19 protein-coding genes and 1 other annotated feature are annotated in these 18,157 nt (G+C 30.7%); of the genes, 9 read left to right on the forward strand and 10 right to left on the reverse strand.

The features are described from left to right. Positions 1 to 55 precede the first annotated feature (55 nt). Both C7U55_RS00645 and C7U55_RS00650 read left to right on the forward strand, forming a co-directional pair. Positions 56 to 814 (forward strand): metallophosphoesterase, encoded by a 759-nt coding sequence (locus C7U55_RS00645; protein WP_106986892.1) that lies wholly within the window; start codon positions 56 to 58, stop codon positions 812 to 814. After that, positions 807 to 1,619 carry a MurR/RpiR family transcriptional regulator gene (locus C7U55_RS00650; protein ID WP_106986893.1) on the forward strand — a complete coding sequence of 271 codons (813 nt, stop codon included), beginning with the start codon at positions 807 to 809 and terminating at the stop codon, positions 1,617 to 1,619. Before C7U55_RS00645 ends, C7U55_RS00650 begins: the two co-directional genes overlap by 8 nt. A 103-nt stretch (positions 1,620 to 1,722) precedes the next feature. Here the strand turns inward: C7U55_RS00650 and C7U55_RS00655 are convergent, their stop codons facing one another. The 5 genes from C7U55_RS00655 to C7U55_RS00670 all read right to left on the reverse strand — a co-directional run bounded on the left by C7U55_RS00655 (position 1,723) and on the right by C7U55_RS00670 (position 6,731). Next, entirely contained in the window at positions 1,723 to 1,911 is a 189-nt protein-coding gene (locus tag C7U55_RS00655) for a hypothetical protein (RefSeq protein ID WP_048922995.1), read from the reverse strand. Next, entirely contained in the window at positions 1,908 to 3,311 is a 1,404-nt protein-coding gene (locus tag C7U55_RS00660) for an ISL3 family transposase (RefSeq protein WP_106986894.1), read from the reverse strand. Before C7U55_RS00660 ends, C7U55_RS00655 begins: the two co-directional genes overlap by 4 nt. A gap of 109 nt (positions 3,312 to 3,420) precedes the next feature. Next, on the reverse strand, positions 3,421 to 3,873 hold the full coding sequence (locus C7U55_RS14185; RefSeq protein WP_396129953.1) for a DUF6431 domain-containing protein: 453 nt from the start codon (positions 3,871 to 3,873) through the stop codon (positions 3,421 to 3,423). 230 nt (positions 3,874 to 4,103) lie between these two features. After that, positions 4,104 to 5,480 (reverse strand): argininosuccinate lyase, encoded by a 1,377-nt coding sequence (gene argH, locus C7U55_RS00665; protein WP_106986895.1) that lies wholly within the window; start codon positions 5,478 to 5,480, stop codon positions 4,104 to 4,106. 39 nt (positions 5,481 to 5,519) lie between these two features. Further along, positions 5,520 to 6,731 carry an argininosuccinate synthase gene (locus C7U55_RS00670; protein ID WP_032090484.1) on the reverse strand — a complete coding sequence of 404 codons (1,212 nt, stop codon included), beginning with the start codon at positions 6,729 to 6,731 and terminating at the stop codon, positions 5,520 to 5,522. Positions 6,732 to 6,918: 187 nt separating this feature from the next. Next, positions 6,919 to 7,129, forward strand: a binding site (T-box leader). A 41-nt stretch (positions 7,130 to 7,170) separates the two neighbouring features. Here C7U55_RS00670 and argC point away from each other — a divergent pair. The 3 genes from argC to argB are packed head-to-tail and all read left to right on the forward strand — an operon-like array spanning position 7,171 to position 10,328. Then, entirely contained in the window at positions 7,171 to 8,208 is a 1,038-nt protein-coding gene (argC, locus tag C7U55_RS00675) for an N-acetyl-gamma-glutamyl-phosphate reductase (RefSeq protein WP_106986896.1), read from the forward strand. Between the two features lie 12 nt (positions 8,209 to 8,220). After that, complete coding sequence (gene argJ, locus C7U55_RS00680) at positions 8,221 to 9,444, forward strand: bifunctional ornithine acetyltransferase/N-acetylglutamate synthase (RefSeq protein ID WP_106986897.1); 1,224 nt, start codon at positions 8,221 to 8,223, stop codon at positions 9,442 to 9,444. Positions 9,445 to 9,455: 11 nt separating this feature from the next. Further along, the gene (gene argB, locus C7U55_RS00685) at positions 9,456 to 10,328 is read left to right on the forward strand and encodes an acetylglutamate kinase (RefSeq protein ID WP_106986898.1); all 873 of its coding nucleotides are present in this window, start codon (positions 9,456 to 9,458) and stop codon (positions 10,326 to 10,328) included. 10 nt (positions 10,329 to 10,338) lie between these two features. Here the strand turns inward: argB and C7U55_RS00690 are convergent, their stop codons facing one another. The 3 genes from C7U55_RS00690 to C7U55_RS00700 form a co-directional block, all read right to left on the reverse strand. Next, a complete protein-coding gene (locus tag C7U55_RS00690; RefSeq protein ID WP_106986899.1) occupies positions 10,339 to 11,157 on the reverse strand; it encodes a metallophosphoesterase in 819 nt (272 codons plus the stop codon). Continuing rightward, entirely contained in the window at positions 11,154 to 12,923 is a 1,770-nt protein-coding gene (rnjA, locus tag C7U55_RS00695) for a ribonuclease J1 (RefSeq protein WP_106986900.1), read from the reverse strand. The genes C7U55_RS00690 and rnjA overlap by 4 nt, the downstream gene beginning before the upstream one ends. 119 nt (positions 12,924 to 13,042) lie before the next feature. Next, positions 13,043 to 13,900 (reverse strand): DegV family protein, encoded by an 858-nt coding sequence (locus C7U55_RS00700; RefSeq protein ID WP_048923357.1) that lies wholly within the window; start codon positions 13,898 to 13,900, stop codon positions 13,043 to 13,045. Positions 13,901 to 14,027: 127 nt separating this feature from the next. On the opposite strand from C7U55_RS00700, the gene trxA reads away from it, so the two are divergent. From trxA to C7U55_RS00715, 3 genes are all read left to right on the forward strand, one after another. Next, the gene (trxA, locus tag C7U55_RS00705; protein WP_106986901.1) at positions 14,028 to 14,333 is read left to right on the forward strand and encodes a thioredoxin; all 306 of its coding nucleotides are present in this window, start codon (positions 14,028 to 14,030) and stop codon (positions 14,331 to 14,333) included. Positions 14,334 to 14,356: 23 nt separating this feature from the next. Next, on the forward strand, positions 14,357 to 14,947 hold the full coding sequence (locus C7U55_RS00710) for an HAD family hydrolase (RefSeq protein ID WP_106986902.1): 591 nt from the start codon (positions 14,357 to 14,359) through the stop codon (positions 14,945 to 14,947). Between the two features lie 122 nt (positions 14,948 to 15,069). Beyond that, positions 15,070 to 16,497, forward strand: a complete 1,428-nt coding sequence (locus C7U55_RS00715) for a L,D-transpeptidase family protein (protein ID WP_227213504.1) — start codon at positions 15,070 to 15,072, stop codon at positions 16,495 to 16,497. Between the two features lie 43 nt (positions 16,498 to 16,540). Here the strand turns inward: C7U55_RS00715 and C7U55_RS00720 are convergent, their stop codons facing one another. After that, a complete protein-coding gene (locus tag C7U55_RS00720; protein ID WP_048923353.1) occupies positions 16,541 to 16,741 on the reverse strand; it encodes a cold-shock protein in 201 nt (66 codons plus the stop codon). Positions 16,742 to 16,963: 222 nt separating this feature from the next. On the opposite strand from C7U55_RS00720, the gene C7U55_RS00725 reads away from it, so the two are divergent. Beyond that, positions 16,964 to 17,305, forward strand: a complete 342-nt coding sequence (locus C7U55_RS00725; RefSeq protein ID WP_048923352.1) for a tautomerase family protein — start codon at positions 16,964 to 16,966, stop codon at positions 17,303 to 17,305. A gap of 24 nt (positions 17,306 to 17,329) precedes the next feature. Here C7U55_RS00725 and C7U55_RS00730 read toward each other — a convergent pair whose 3' ends face one another. Further along, entirely contained in the window at positions 17,330 to 18,157 is an 828-nt protein-coding gene (locus C7U55_RS00730) for an alpha/beta hydrolase (RefSeq protein WP_106986904.1), read from the reverse strand.

Raw genomic sequence — 18,157 nt, forward strand, 5'->3', positions numbered from 1 at the left:
GTCTTTTTTAAGCAAATTTTTTAATTTTGTGCTATGATAATTTTAGGTGATCATCATGAAAGGTAAGACATATGTACTCTCTGACATTCATGGTAATTTTGAAATATTTAAAAGAATGTTAGATAAAATACAATTTAATAGCCAAGATCAACTTTATATACTTGGAGATATTTGTGATCGTGGACCTTGTAGTTTGGATATCTATTTTTATATTCAAAAATTTGATAATATTACTTTACTTAAAGGAAACCATGAATATATGATGCAAGAAGCTTTAAAAGAATCCATTGATCATAATGATTTTGATTTTCCAAGTTGCGAATTTAAACTTTGGTCACAAAATGGTGGAGAAAAAACGATTGAAAATATTCGTCAATATCTACGTAAAAAGAAATTGTATCACTGTGATTACACCATTGTAAGAAATGTTTTTTTAAGAAATCTCTATAATTATCTTAAAAACTTACCTTTGTATTTAGAATTAACAGTCAATAATAAAGATTATATTTTAGTTCATGCTGGAATTGATCCTGAAAGAAATCTTGATGATCAAGAAGAAGATACACTTTTATGGATTCGTGATTATTTCTTTTTGAGTGAATGTGATTTAAATAAAACCTATATTTTTGGTCATACACCTCTTTGTTTTATTAATCGTGATCAAAGTTTTAGTGTCTGGTATGATGATGAATTTCATAATAAGATTGGAATTGATGGGGGACTTGCTTTAGGAGAAAGAGGTCAACTTAATTGTATTTGTTTAGATGATGAACAAGTATTTGTCCTTAAAATGAGTGAGGTAAACGATGCGTAGTGCTTTTTATGCTTTAATTAATTTTATCAATACATCAAAAGTAGATGATGTTTATTCCAATGCAGCAAAGATGATTTTAGAAAATATTAATAAAATACCAGAATATAATATTATGGATGTGGCAGAAATGTGTTTTGTTTCTACAGCAACAATTTCAAGATTATGTCGTAAGTTGAATTATGAAAGTTTTAGTGACTTTAAAATGGATGTCAAAATGAATTTACGTTATTTTAATCATGATTCTATGCGTATGCAATTTGATCATCAATTACCTGTTTTTCCTGTTGAAGGAAAAACAGCGAAAGATTTATTTATTGATCATTTTGAAAATATTGTACAAAATTTAAGATCAACTTATGAAATGATTGAATTTGAAGGATTAGAAAAACTTGTAGATCTCATTTATCAAAGCAATGAAATTTGTTTTGCAGGGAACTTTTTTACCCAATCTGTTTCCATGCAACTACAAATTGAATTATCCTATTTAGGAAAGAAATGTACAGGAATGTATCCTTTACAAAGTCAAAAAGAAGTGGTTCGTAATTTAAAAGAAAATGATCTAATTATTGTTTCTTCAATTGCAGGAGGTTATTGGCAAGATCATCCAGATATGTTAAGAGAAATTGCAAAAAGTAAAGCACATAAAATATGTGTTACCCAAGTCGAAAATATGCCATACCAAGATCAATTTGATATGATTATACAGGTAGGGACAGATCATCTATCTTTAATAGGCAAGTTTTCAATTACTTATATTTTTGAATTATTAGAAGCACTTTATCATATAAAATATGGTCGAGTATAATAAAAAGGGCGGGCTTTATGAAATAACATGATATTTTTGAAATAGAGCTAATGAGAAACCATGAGGCAAATCTCAAATGAGACACCTCATGGTTTTATATTGTCTAAAAATCTACATGTCTGAGTTCGAAAAGTTTATCTAGGATATCATAGTTTTTCAAAGCTATATTCTTTATGTCTTCCAACTCCTTGTTTAGGGCCTGTATTTTTAAATCAATTTCATCTAGCGTTATATTGCAGTTTTCATTAAACGCCTGATAATCTTCATCTACAATCACTGTATATTTTTTCATGATTCATTTTCCTTTCTTTGACTGAGTATTATATTTCCCTGCTTGTTTACACACCACATTATGCGTCTTCTTAAGCGCTCAAAGTTTTTATATCCGTTCGCATTTCTTTTGATGGTCTTAATCGTTCGGTTTATATTTTCTATGCGCCCGTTATTGATAGTTGATTCACCGATGATCGTAAAAGAATAAATGATTTCATTTTTCCAACGGGAAAGAGTACCTGCGAAGTTCTTCATTTCATCACGGTCATTTTCTTTAAAATCCTTTATTAAATTTTCAAGGTTCTCTTTTGCGGTTTCGACTGTACTGTTTTTAAAGAACATATCGAGATCATATTTTAGATTGCATATTTCTTCAAAACCATTATCACATGAACAGATATGTTCATGGATATCATAAAAATTCATATATCGGTTGAATACCCTGTTGAACTTCTTATCGTTGTTTGGATTTAAAATATCAGAATCAGTTTTATAGAAAAGCCAGCTGAATTTTTTAAAGGCGTAATAGTTGATACATGCTTCTCTATAGATTGCTTCTTCATCAGGTTTCAGTTTTCTTTTTGTTTTTTCTTTCTGATAGGCATTTTTAGTAAGTGCATATTTTTTCATTGTTTCACATCTGATTGAATTAAATTTTTTTGAAAACTCCATAAGGAGGTGGAATCTGTCAATTGTCCTGATAGTATCGGGTAAGAATATTTTTGATATGTCGTGGTAGGATACCCACATATCGGATGACATATATTCAACATTTTTTCTTTCATCAAGAGGAACGCTATGAAAATAGGCCGATAACACATTTTTATGTCTTGATGGCAGGACATCGATGATCATCTTTGTTTCAAAATCAAAAAGTATGCAGAGATATTTGTTTCTGTCATCGGTTGGAACATATACTTCATCTATTGAAAGTACAGATGGCATGGGAAGCCTTGGTGTACTGATATATCTGTCAAATATGTTGATGACTGTATTGGTGGATATATGATATCTTTCACCAACACTTTTAAATGTTTCAAATGGCTTTTTAAGATCCTGCAGAACACTATAAACGGTAGCTGACGAGATCCTTTCCGTTCCAAAAGTAAAAGGATTGGATTCATAAAAAGTCTTGTTGCATGCAGGACATCTGTAACGTCGGGCATGATAATCAATGAAACAAGAGGAAGTGGAAACAACAGAATGTTTTATTTTCTTATCTATGTAATTGACAACTTTAGTTGTTCTGGTCTGGCAAACAGGGCAACGCTGTTCTCTGTTTATAAGTTTCAAGATAATATGGACACCATCTTTTCTATGGAAGATATCGTAATGTTCAATGATGTTACTATCAATACCAAATATTTTTAATACATCACTGTTGTGATCAGTGGACATAGTATTGGTATCAGGTTTCATAGAAATCACCAGCGCTATATAAAAATTTGTTCAAATTCATTTCAAAATCATCTCCTTCTGTTTATCTTTACTTAAATGATAATGAAAAGAACAGAAAAAAAGATAAAAGTTATGTTGGAAGAAAAATAAGCATATGATTTCTTCGGTTTATTTGACAGTATGAACGGTAATTTTGTTCAACGTTATAATATTTGTTGATCAGAAAAGATCTGTGAAAGTTATCCACAGGGAAATCAGGATCATCAAGACAGTCGATGATTTGAGAGAATGTAAAAGTAGAAAAAGGAATCATATCTTCAATAAGCAGAGCATGAGTTTTACCGCATGAAGTACAGATAATACGCTGAATGGAAACTTTGATTTTTCTTCCAAGAAAATCATAGAAGCGAGAATAGGAAGAATGCATATGCCAGTTATGACTGCCACAGGTGCATTCAATAGAAGATAAAGAAAATGAAGAAATGAGATCAGAATATAGTTTTCTGAATTTTATAAGAGCATCAAAATCATTTTTAGCTTTGGAAGTATTGAGTTTTATAGAGTAATCAGTTATTATAATCATGTCTTTTGACAGAGGATGATAAGTGACGTTTGGCGATGTTGGGTATCATCCTTTTTACTTTCTATATATTTAAATAATTATGACATGATATCAAAGTAATATAAAGCAAAAAAGCAGACCTCATGAAACAGAAGAGGTCTGTTTTTACTACATATATTAAAACCACAAGATTTTGAAAAGCAGTTTCAAATATCATGGCTTGAAATAAAACCAAAGGGCGAAAGCCCTTTTTAAAATTGTTTTAAATATTCTTCATTTAAAGCGATGACTTTTTTCATCATTTCTTGACCACAGGCACCAATCGTATTTCTTTTATTGACACAAGTATTGACATCAATTGCTTGATAAACATCATCTTCAAAAACATCAGAAATATTTTTGAATTCTTCTAGAGAAAGTTCATCAAGATCTTTGTTTTGACTAATGGCATATAAGACAAGTTGTCCAATAATACCATGAGCATCTCTAAATGGAACACCTTTGTTTACTAGATAGTCAGCAGCATCGGTTGCATTTGTAAAGCCACCAGTTGCTGATTTTTTCATTTTATCTTTATTAAATGTTGTTGATTTTAACATATCACTTAATAATTGAAGACATCCCTTAGTAGTATTTAATGCATCAAAATACATTTCTTTATCTTCTTGCATATCTTTATTATAAGCAAGAGGAAGACCTTTCATAGTTGTTAAAAATCCCATAAGGGCACCATAAACACGTCCTGTTTTTCCCCTGATCAATTCGCAAATATCAGGGTTTTTCTTTTGTGGCATGATTGAAGAACCAGTTGAGAAAGTATCATCTAAATCAATAAATTGATATTCATTCGTATTCCAAATAATCATTTCTTCAGATAAACGTGACATATGCATCATCATCGTAGACATTGCACTTAAAAGTTCAATTAAATAATCACGATCAGAAACACCATCAATACTATTTAAACAAGGTCCTTTAAAACCTAAAATGTCAGCACTGTATTCTCTATCTAATGGATAAGTTGTTCCAGCAAGAGCACCAGAACCTAATGGGCAATAGTCCATTCTTTCATAAATATCATGTAAACGTGATTGATCGCGTTTAAACATTTCAAAATAAGCGCCCATATGATGCGCTAAGGTAATTGGTTGTGCTTTTTGTAGATGAGTAAAACCAGGCATGATGGTATCGACATGTTCTTTCATGATTTCATGAATAGTTTTTAGTAAATCAATAAGTAAAGTATTTAACATTTCGATTTGATCTTTTGTATAAAGTCTCATATCTAAAGCGACTTGGTCATTTCTACTTCTACCTGTATGTAATTTTTTACCGGTATCACCAATACGATCGATTAATGTGGATTCTACAAAGCTATGAATATCTTCAAAGCTTTCATCAATTTCTAATGTTTCATTTTCAACTTCATTTAAAATTTCTTTTAAAGTTTTTTCAATTAATTGACCTTCTTCTTGAGTTAAGATTTCTTGTTTTGTCAACATTTTTACATGACCAATACTTCCTTTGATATCTTGACCGGCAAAAGTTTTATCAAATTTAATAGAAGCATTAAAATCATAAACAAGTTGGTTTGTTGGTTTTGTGAATCTTCCACCCCATAAATTCATAAATTTCCTCCTTTAAATAAAAAGAGCAGTGGGCTCTTTTTATTTTTTGTTATTTAATTTCATTGCACGTACTTTAGTTGAAAGACCATATAAAGTAATGAATCCTTCAGCATCATGATGATCATATAAATCACCAGTTTTAAATGAAGCGATATCTTCATCATATAATGAGTAAGGAGAAGTTGTACCTTCTTTAATAATATTACCTTTATATAATCTAAAGTTTGTTGTACCTGTTACATATTCTTGAGTTTTATCAACAAAAGCAGTTAATGCTTCTCTAAGTGGTGAGAACCATTTAGCTGCATAAACAAGTTCAGCAAATTCAACAGAAACAAGACGTTTATATTTAAGTGTTTCTCTATCTAAGATAAGTTCTTCTAATTGTTGGTGAGCTTCCATTAAAATTGTTCCACCTGGTGTTTCATAAACACCTCTTGATTTCATACCAACAACACGGTTTTCAACGATATCAATAATTCCAATACCATGTTGACCACCAATTTCATTTAATTTTTCTAAGATTTCTCTTTGTGACATTTTTTCACCGTTTAAAGCAACAGGAACACCTTTTTCCCAATCGATTGATAAGTGTACATCTTCTTCTGGAGCTTTTTCTGGAGAATTTGATAATACTAATAAGTGATCATAATTGGGTGCACATGACGGATCTTCAAGTTCTAATCCTTCATGAGAAATATGCCAAATATTTCTATCACGTGAGTAACTATTATCAGCAGAGAAAGGTAAATTAATACCATGAGCTCTACAATATTCGATTTCAGATTCACGAGAATCCATTGTCCATTTTGGATCACGCCAAGCAGCAATGATTTTTAAATCTGGAGCTAATGCTTTAATACCTAATTCAAAACGAATTTGGTCATTTCCTTTACCAGTTGCACCATGACAAATTGCTGTTGCGCCTTCTTGACGAGCAACATCAACAAGTACTTTTGCGATTAATGGACGAGCAGTTGCAGTCCCTAATAAGTATTTGTATTCAAATACAGCATCTGCTTGAACAGTAGGCATAATGTAATTTTCTACGTATTCATCAACCACATTTTTGATATAAAGTTTACTTGCACCACAAGCTTTAGCACGTTCTTCTAGACCGTCTAATTCTTCTTTTTGACCAACGTCAATACAGCAACAAATAACTTCACAATCGTAGTTTTCTTTTAGCCATGGGATGATCGCAGTTGTATCTAATCCACCAGAATAAGCTAAAACAACTTTTTCTTTCATTTATAGTTTCCCCCTTATTTTTATATTATAAATTATTATTATCATAAACTACTTTTTTCAAATATGCAATATACTTGTCGAAATGTTGTAGACCCAAAAAGTAAGCCGCATCTTTATTATATATATTAAAAAATTTTTTTCTTAATAAATCATTATTGACAAAATGGAAATTTGTCATATAATGATTTTAAACTCGATGACTAAAAGAGTAGTCTTTATGGAAATAAGAGCAATCCTATGTTGATGGAAGATAGGAATGGAAATAAAGATGAAGCGCATTTACGAGAGGGAAGATGGAAATAAAAGTATATCTTTTGGTAGATCTGCCTTAAAGATGAAAGAGGTTGTAAGGTCAACTTGCAACAATTAGAGTGGTAACGCGGTCAATCGTCTCTATTTATAGAGACGATTTTTTATTTTTTATAGGGGGAAAAGTAGAATGATTAATGTCGGAATTGTTGGTTCAACTGGTTATGGAGGATGTGAGCTGGTAAGATTTTTGTCAACACATCCAAATGTCAATATTGAATGGGTTTCATCAAGAACATATAGTGATCAAGAATATAGTGATGTTTATAAAAGTTATTTCACTTTATTAGATCAAAAATGTGTAGATGAAGATATTGAAAAATATTTAGATCATGTTGATGTTGTTTTCTTTGCCACACCTCAAGGGGTTTGTGCAAAGATGGTCAATGAAAATGTTTTAAAGAAAGTAAAGGTTATTGATTTATCAGCGGATTATCGTATTAAAGATGTTGAAACTTATGAATCATGGTATGGAATTAAACATGCTTCACCTGAATTTATTCAAGAAGCAGTTTATGGATTATGTGAAATTAATAGGGAAGATGTTAAAAAGGCACGTTTGGTTGCTAATCCTGGATGTTATCCAACATGTTCCATTTTATCGATTTATCCACTTGCAAAAGCAGGACTTATTGATATGGATACATTGATAATTGATGCAAAAAGTGGAACAAGTGGTGCTGGTAGAGGTGCTAAAGTACAAAATCTTTATTGTGAAGTCAATGAAAGTATTAAAGCTTATGGTGTGGCAAGTCATCGACATACACCAGAAATTGAAGAACAATTAGGGTATGCTTCTTCATCAAAAGTATTACTTAACTTCACACCACATCTTATTCCGATGAATCGTGGGATTTTGATTACTGCTTATGCAAAGCTAAAAGAAGGGGTTAGCGAAGAAGAAGTTAAAAAAGCTTATGATATTTATAAGGATGAATATTTTGTACGTGTCTTAAAAGAAGGAAATGTTCCAGAAGTAAGAAATGTAAAATGTTCAAACTTTGTCGATGTTGCTTATAAAGTAGATCCTCGTACACATAGAGTTATTATGATGGGAGCTATGGATAATCTTGTTAAAGGAGCTGCTGGACAAGCAATTCAAAATATGAATATTATGTTTGGTTTAGATGAAAAAACAGGGCTTATGTTAGCACCTGCAGTATTATAAGGGGAAAAGAGTATGAAAGTAATAGATAATGGAACAGTTACTAACCCAAAAGGTTATAAAGGAACTGGATTGCATATTGGGATCAAAAAGAAAAATAAAGATTTTGCTTTAATTGTTTCAGATGTTGAAGCCAAAGCAGTGGGAACTTTTACAACAAATATGGTAAAAGCTGCCCCTGTTTTATGGGATAAACATATCGTAGAAAATTATGAAACAGTCAAAGCAATTGCTATTAATAGTGGAATTGCTAATGCTTGTACAGGTGAACTTGGAAATCAAGCAAATGAAAAATTTGCAAGTATCGTAGGGGATGCTTTAGAAGTCGATAAAGAAAAAGTTCTTATTTGTTCAACGGGAGTTATTGGGAAACAACTTCCTACAGAACCAATTGAAAAGGGAATTGGGGATGCTTTAAAACAATTAAAAGGTGATCATCAAGCAGGAATTGATGTTGCGACTTCGATTATGACAACAGATACCAAACCAAAACATCTTGCTGTAGAAATTGAAGTAGGTGGAAAAACAGTAACCATTGGTGCTTGTTGTAAAGGATCAGGAATGATTCATCCGAATATGGCAACAATGTTAGGATTCATTACAACAGATTTAAATATTTCTAAAGAGTTATTAAATAAAGCTTTAAAATCAGTTATTCCTGATACTTTTAATATGATTTCAGTAGATCGTGATACATCGACAAATGATACGGTTTTATTACTTGCTAATGGTTTAGCAGGAAATGATGAAATCACAGAAGAAAATGAAGATTATCAAATATTTAAAGAAGCTCTTTACTATGTTAATGAATATCTTGCTAAATGTATTGCTGGTGATGGGGAAGGTGCCACAAAACTTTTAGAAGTCAATGTAAAAGGGGCAAAAGATGTTAAACAAGCAAAAGTCATTGCCAAAAGTGTATGTACATCACCACTTGTTAAAACAGCTATTTATGGTAATGATGCAAACTGGGGTCGACTTTTATGTGCGATGGGATATTCTGGTGAAGAATTTGATCCTTATCAAGTTGATTTATTTATTGAAAGTGAATTTGGAAATTTACAACTTGTTGAAAATGGAATGGCTACTGATTATAGCGAAGAGTTTGCTACAAAAATCTTATCAAGTGAATATGTTAAAGCAAACATTATTATGAAAATTGCGGATGGAAAAGCCACTGCTTGGGGTTGTGACTTAACTTATGATTATGTAAAAATTAATGCTGATTATCGTTCGTAGGGGGAAATGAGATGCAACAAGAATTTAAAAAAGAAATCGATAAAGCGGAGATTCTTGTCGAAGCTTTAGGATATATGCAAAAATACGAAGGGGATATCGTTGTTATTAAATATGGCGGAAGTGCCATGACAAATGAAATTATTAAAAAGAGTGTTCTAAAAGATATCGCTGTTTTAAAATCAGTCGGGTTAAAACCGATTATTGTTCACGGTGGAGGGAAAGACATCAATCGTATGTTAGATCGTGTACAAATTAAAAGCGAATTTAAAAATGGATTACGTGTAACAGATAAAGATACTTTAGAAATTGCAGAAATGGTTTTATCAGGTAAAATCAATAAAGGTCTTGTTACTCATTTGGAACAAATTGGAACACATGCTGTTGGTCTATCTGGAAAAGATGGCAATATGATCACAGTAGAAAAAGTGATGCCTCAAGGTGAAGATATTGGTTTTGTTGGAAAGATTACTTATGTGGATACAACACTTATCAATACTTTATTAGATCAAGGATATACTCCAATTATTTCGACAATTGGTCTTGATGAAAAATATCATGCTTATAATATTAATGCCGATGATGTTGCAACCGCAATCGCTCGCGCTGTAAAAGCAAGTAAACTTGTTTTCTTAACAGATATTGAAGGTGTCTTAGAAAATCCAAGTGATCCAAGTACACTTATTTCTAAAATTGATACTGAATCTGCTAAAGAACTCTTTGAAAGTGGTATTATTACCGGCGGTATGATTCCTAAACTTAAAAACTGTTTAGATGCGGTGCAAAATGATGTTAAACGTGTTCATATTTTAGATGGACGTTTAGAACATAGTTTATTAATTGAAATCTTTACAAAAAAAGGTGTTGGAACAATGATAAAAAGATAGTGCAAATGCACTATCTTTTTAATGTAATTATATTCACTTCATCACGCGTTAAAAAACGATGATTTTCACTACTTTCTTTATTGAAACCATTAGAAATCAATAAAGTTGTCTTATTTTTTGTATGCTTTCCATTTACATAATTCTTACCTTTATCCTTCGTTTCAATCCCACCAATAAATGGTATTTTATAATAACCACCTAATGTATGCCCAGATAATTGTAATTGAATGGAGTACTGACTTATTTCTTTAAAATAATCAGGTTGATGAATAAGTGCTATTTTATAACTCTTTTCGTTGGTTTCATTAATCAAACCAGAACAATCTCCTGTATTTTCTAAACCAATTAATTGAATAATATCTTCTTTATAATAGATATTTCTAACTTCGTTATGCAATACTTCAAAACCAGCTTCTGTTAAAATATTTGAACAGGTAGAAGAATCATTTTGATCTTTATCTCCTAGTACTGCAAATTTTCCATAATGGCTTTGAAGTTTCTTTAATACTTTTGAAACTTGATTGTTTTCAAAACTACTTTCGTTAAAAATATCGCCACCAAAAAGGATCATATCTAAGTTTTTAGCGTTTAAATCTTGAATAATACTGTTTAATCTTGTTAAATCGTTTTTTTTAGATAAATTCAAATCTGAAAGATATCCAATTGTAAACCCATTAAATTGTTTCGGTAATGAATTTTCTGTAAATGTTGTTTTTGTAATTGAACAGCGATCTTGGCTTTGTTCATACCATTGAAAAATACATAAAGCAACAAGAACACAAAGAACAATAAGAAATAGTTTTTTAAATTTCTTGATTAATTTTTTCATTGTTTTTTATTCATAATAACAGGAATAATCATTGGATTTCTTTTTGTCTTACGATAAAAATATTGAGACAATACATCACGTGTTGTATTTTTAATTTCACCAAAAGTTGTCTTACCTGCAAGTAATTGACTTAAAGCTTGACCAACAAGATTTTCTGCTTCACGAATCATAGGAAAACTATCTTTCATATAAACAAAACCACGAGAAATAATAACTGGTTTGGCAAGAAGTTTTCCTTCATGAGAATCCATAGAAATTAATACGGAAACCATTCCATCTTCTGATAAAATTTGACGATCTCTTAAAACCGCTGTTGATAAACCAGATAAATCATTTCCATCAACATAAATATCATCGACATGGATTCTTGGTCCTAAACGGGCTGTTCCTTTATTTAAAAGAATGGTATCTCCATTACTTAAAACAAAGGAATTTTCTTTAGGAATACCTACTTCTTCAGCAAGTTCCGCATGAATCTTCAACATACGATATTCTCCATGTACTGGGAAGAAATATTTTGGTTTTGTAAGTAACATCATTAATTTTTGTTCTTCTTGACTCGCATGTCCTGAAGTATGAAGGTTGTTGAAAGCAGTATTAACTAATACTTTAGCACCTGCTCTAAATAAACGATTAACAACAACATTAATACTTGAAGCATTTCCTGGAATTGGACTTGATGAAAAAACAACAGTATCTCCCGGTTTAATTTTAACGAATTTATGTGTTCCATTAGCGATACGACTTAAGGCTGCTAAAGCTTCGCCTTGACTTCCCGTACATAAAATCAAAATTTCATTATCAGGAAGTTTCTTTGCTTCATTATTACTAATAAAGAAAGAATCAGGCGCTTTGATATAACCCATTTGACGTGATACTTGGATATTGTTTTCCATAGAACGTCCAAATACTAAAATTTTACGATTAAACTTAACAGCAGCCTCTACAATTTGTTGAACACGATGGACGTTAGAGGCAAAGGTTGCTACAATTAAACGACCTTCTGTTTTTCTAAATTCTTCTTGAACAGCGTAAGCTACTTGTTTTTCACTTTTAGAGAAAGTAGGGACTTCCGCATTTGTTGAATCACTTAATAATAAAGTAACACCTGTTTCTCCTAAAAAAGACATCTTTTGAAAATCTGCTGGTTCTCCAACAGGAGTTAAATCAAATTTGAAATCTCCAGTAGAAACAATGCGTCCATTAGGAGAATTAATAATAATTCCTAAACTTTCTGGAATAGAATGGTTGGTTTTAAAGAAACCAATATTAAAATATTTTGTTTTAATTTGATATTCGTCGTCAATACGAATTAAATGTGTTGCATTTGTTAGACGTTTTTCTTCAAGCTTTCTTGTAATCATGGCGCAAGCTAAAGGAGAAGCATAAATAAATGGAATCTTTACAACTTGTAATAAGAAAGGAATTCCACCAATATGATCTTCATGACCATGAGTAATTAATAATCCTCTGATTTTGTGTTCATTTCTTTTTAAATAACTATAATCAGGGATGACATAATCAATTCCTGGTAATCCTTCTTCAGCAAATTTAACACCTGCATCAATGATAATAATTTCATTATCATGTTCTACACAATACATATTTTTACCAATTTCATTTAAACCACCAAGAGCATAAACCCTTGTGTCTTGACTTCTATTATGTTTAACAGGTTTATGAGGTTTATGTGTTGTGTTTTTGCGTTGATGATATTTGTTTGTTTTATTGCCACGCGTTTTATTATAATTTGGCTTTTCTTGCATATTTTTCCTCCTTGTTTTTTTGTTTTATTATAACATACACTTAAAATGTATTATAGACTATCAAAAGAAAAAAAGTCAAATGAATTATACCCTAATAAAAAAGATTCTCGAATGAGAATCTAAATTTTTTTACATATAGCGATTGCTAGTGAATGAGGTCCAATATGACATGAAACACTTAAAGAAAGTGGATCACAAATAATCTCTTCACCTGGATACATTTCTTCAAGCTCTTTCTTTAAAGCAAGAGCAGGTTCTTGATCATAAGTGTAAGCAACACAGATATGGACATTATGATAATCATTACCAAAGCGTTCTTCAATATCTTTAGCGATCGCTTCTTTCATGATTTTTGTACCTTTTGCCATCGTTCTTGTTTTCGCAAAAGAATCTAATTTTTCTCCTTGAATTTGTAAGATAGGTTTAATCTTTAACATTCCTCCAAGAAGGGCAACTGCAGGAGTAATACGTCCACCTTTTTTTAAGTAATCAAGTGTATTTACTGTAATATAAATAGAAGCATTTAATTTATTTTCAGTTAAAATATCATAGATTTCTTGTCCGCTTTTACCTTCGTCAGCCATTCTTTTAGCATCAATAACATCATATTTTTGAGTGACGGAAATACGTTGACTATCAACCACAAAAACACGGTTGTCATATTCTTGGGCCAGCATACAAGCAGTTTGACATGAACCACTTAATCCACTAGACATTGGAATATGAACGATTTCATCATAATCTTTTAAGATTTGATCCCATAATTCTTTCACATTTCCTACAACAGGTTGTGAAGTGAAAATTTCAGCTCCTGAAATTTGTTTTTCAAAAAACTCCTCTTGAGTTAAATTGATATCTTCATAATATGTTTGATCATCAATAGTAAAAGGCATCGGTAAAACAAAAATCCCAAGTTCTTTTGCTTCTTCTTGACGTATACCAGCGTTACTATCAGTCACGATTGCGACTTTTTTCATAACATCACTCCGTTTCTAGTCTAATTACAAAGACATCATAACAGTTATAGAGATAAAATTCAAATATTATAAGCATATCCCTTGTAAAAAAAAGGAGTTTTGGCATAATATACATGAGGTGAAAAGAATGAAAATTATTAATAGTACACAATTTGATGAAGTAACATCAGAAGGAATTGTTGTTGTTGATTTTTTTGCAAATTGGTGTGGACCTTGTAAAATGTTAGCACCTGTTTTAGAAGAAATGGCAGACGAATATAAACAAGTAAAATTTGTAAAAGTAGATGTAGATCAAGATGTTGATTTAGCACGAAGATATGGAATCCAATCAATTCCAAACGTTATTTTCTTTAAAGATGGTAAAGCCGTTGATCAATTAGTTGGATTCGCGGGAAAAGATGGCGTTTTAGAAAAATTGAATCCTTTATTATAATAGTATCAAGCCTATTTTCTTCAATGATAAAAAATATAGTTTTAGATATGGGGAATGTTTGTTGTAAGTGGGATGTTGATTATATTTCTTCTAAACTTACAACAAACAAAGAAGATCAAGAATTTTTAATCAAATATCTTTTTCAAAGTCCACAATGGCTACAATTAGATAAAGGAAGTATTTCTTTAAAAGAAGCTAAACAACAATTATTAGAGAGTGTTTCAAAAGAAAAAAGAGAATTGATAGAATATGGTTTTGAACATTGGTTTGAGTATTTTGAACAATTTGATGAAATGGAAGAGTTTATTAAGGAATATAAACAAAAAGGATACCATTTCTATTTATTATCCAACTGTTCTTTACAATTCAATCAATATTATCAAACCAAATCAATTTTTCAACATTTAGAAGGTCTTTACATTTCAGCGGCACATCAAAAAATAAAACCGAATTTAGATATTTTTGAAGATTTCTTAAAAGAATATCATCTTCAAGCAAACGAATGTTTCTTTGTGGATGATTTAAAAGAAAATGTTGAAGGCGCAAAAAAAATCGGAATGCAAGGACTTGTTTATCATGGAAATGTTCAAGAATTGAAACAGTTGATAAAGTAAAGTGTGGTATTTATCAAAAATGATGATAAATACCATACTTTTTTCTTTACCAATGTAGAAAATGTGGTAGAATAGGTCCTGAAATGTCGAAATAGACGAGGGAGAGATATGTTGTGGAAAAAATGAAAAAATGGTATAAAAGCCATCAAAAACCGGCATTAATTGGTACAATTACAATTTTATTATTATTAATAGGATATCTTGCTGGAAGAATTTATTTTAATGATAAGTTTTTAAAGGGTACAGTCATTAATGATTGTTCAGTTGAAACGTTATCATTAAAACAAGCAAATCAAAAATTAGAAAAGCAAGTTTCTTCAAAATCATTAACACTTGTTTTTAATGATGGACAAAGTGAAGTCTTACAAGCTAATCAATTAGGGATAAGTTATAATGAAAAGAATTCATTACAAAAAGTCCTGGATCAACAAAATAAATGGTTATGGTTTACAGGTTTCTTTAGCCAAAATAAACAAACATTGACAGATTTAATTAATGTAAATGATGAAAGCTTAAGCCAAGGAATTCAATCATTAGAACATGCTCAAGCAGATAAACAAGTAGATCCAACCGATGCTTATCTTCAATACCAAGATAAACAATTTAGTATCGTCAAAGAAACATTAGGATCAAAATTTAATAATGAACAATTAATAAATAATATTAAAGTTTATATTAGTGAAGGAAAAACTTCTTTAGATCTTACAAAATCAAAAAGTTATGTTTTACCAACAGTTTATGAAGATGATCAAGATTTAAAAAACCATTTAGAGGCTGCTAACCAATACTGTTTATCTTCTATTCATTATACAACCCCTAAAGGAAAAGAAATTACTTTAGATGGTAGTGAAACTATGAATTGGCTTACTAAAAATGATGATGGAACATATACAAAAGATGAAAGTACATTTAAAAGTAAATTAAATGAATTCGTTAAAAGTCTTGCAAGTCAATACAATTCCATTGGTTCATCAAGAACTTTTACTGGACAAGATGGACAAAGTCATACCGTCAGTGGTGGTACATATGGTTTTAGAGTTTCACAAGATAAAGAAGTCAGTGCATTATTTGCTTTAATGAGTGAAAATAAAAGTGAAGAAAGTCGTGTTCCTGAACATACTGGACAACTTCCAAGTGAAGGTAATGGGGGACTTGGTTCAAGTTATATTGAAGTAAATATTACTAAACAACATTTATGGCTTGTTAAAGATGGTTCTGTTGTTTTAGAATCAGATTTTGTCAGTGGTAAAGAAAGTGATTCTTCAAGACTTACACCAAATGGAACTTATTATATATATAATAAGGAAAGAAATCGTGTGTTAAGAGGAACTAAACAAGCAAATGGTAAATATGAATATGAATCACCTGTTTCTTATTGGATGCCTTTTAATAAAGGAATCGGTTTCCATGATGCTTCATGGCGTAGTACATTTGGTGGAGATATTTATATTAATAGTGGATCTCATGGATGTATCAACTTACCAACAAGTTTTGCAGGTTCGCTATACTCACAAATCTATGTTAATTTACCAGTTGTTGTTTATCGATAAAAAAAGAGAGATTGCTAAGCAATCTCCTTTTTAATGGATTATGTTATTTTACAACAACGTTTTGAGCTTGAGGACCACGATCAGTTTCAGTTACATCGTAATCAACAGTTTGTCCTTCTTCTAAAGATTTGTATCCATCAGCTTGAATAGCAGAGAAGTGAACGAAAATATCTTTTCCTTCTTCACTAGTAATGAATCCAAATCCTTTTTCAGCGTTAAACCATTTAACTTTTCCTACAGCCATGTCTGTACCTCCTAATAAAATTACAAATGAAAATACTCTATGTATAAAATCGCAAATATGAGATTGTGTACATAAAGTGAAATACAACTTCCTTCATATTTGTGATATTTTAGAAAATTATATAAAACCTTTGCATATCTATTATATCATCACAAAAAATATTTTGTAAACATTTTCATTTTATTTTTTTAATGATAAAATAGAAAGAAAGGAGGGTAAAAAATGCCTTATATTTCATTTAAAACAAATCACAAATTAACACTTAGACAAGAAAATATGATTAAAGAAAAATCAGGGGAATTAATTTCTCTTATTCCGGGAAAATCAGAGAAAGCATTAATGATTCATATGGAAGATGATCAAATTATGTATTTTAAAGGAGAAGAATTAACATGCATGATGATTGAAATCAATCTCTATCGAAATGCTGAATTTGAAGATAAGAAAAAACTTACAGAAGCAATGATTCAAATGATTCATGAAACAACAAAAATTGATCCAAATAATATTTACGTGATTTTCCACGAATTTGACCATTGGGGACTCAATCAAACATTAATTTAAAATGAGAGCAATTTTTTATTGCTCTCATTTGCTTACATGTCCACTATTTAAACCTTCATCCTTTTTATTTAAAGGAAGCCAATCAAGTATTTTTAAAATATAACGATCCCAGAAATCCCATTCATGATTACCTGGACCTTCTTCATAAGTAAGATCTATTTTTTCTTTAAGTAAATAATTACGATACTTACGATTTGTTTCAAGTAAAAAGTCATCGATACCAATGCACATATACATTTTAGGAAGTTGATCGTGAGGGATTTTCTTCACTAAAGCATAATAATCTTTATCACTTCCTTGAAGTTTTGAAATATCACCAAATAAACTTTCATAATATTTTTTAGCGTCAACACCTTGAATAATTGGTGGTTTACAATTGACCCAATCTTCTAACATTAAAGCGCTAGAAAGACCGGCAATATATCCAAATGTTTGATAATATTTTAAACCATTAACAATGGCTCCATAACCACCCATCGAAAGACCTGCAATAAAAGTATCTTCTTTTTTATGAGAAAGAGGGAACATTGCTCTAGTCATTTCTACAAGTTCTTCGCCAATAAATTGACTATAGTGATTATGGGGATGTTCTTGATCGACATAGAACATATTTTCACCACTAGGCATCACTACACATAAACCTCTTTCATTCGCAAAACGTTGAATGCGTGTTCCATAAAGCCAATCATTTTGATCACCAAAAATCCCGTGAAGTAAATAAAGTGTCTTATATTCTTTTCTTTTTGTATACGTCATACTTTCCATGTCTAAGGTATCAACGGGTAAAACCACCGTAACATCAACTGTACGAAGTAATGCTTTTGATAAATAATTTAATTGAATAACAGCCAT

It is taken from the genome of Faecalibacillus faecis (assembly GCF_003024675.1).
GTDB classification, from domain to species: domain Bacteria; phylum Bacillota_I; class Bacilli_A; order Erysipelotrichales; family Coprobacillaceae; genus Faecalibacillus; species Faecalibacillus faecis.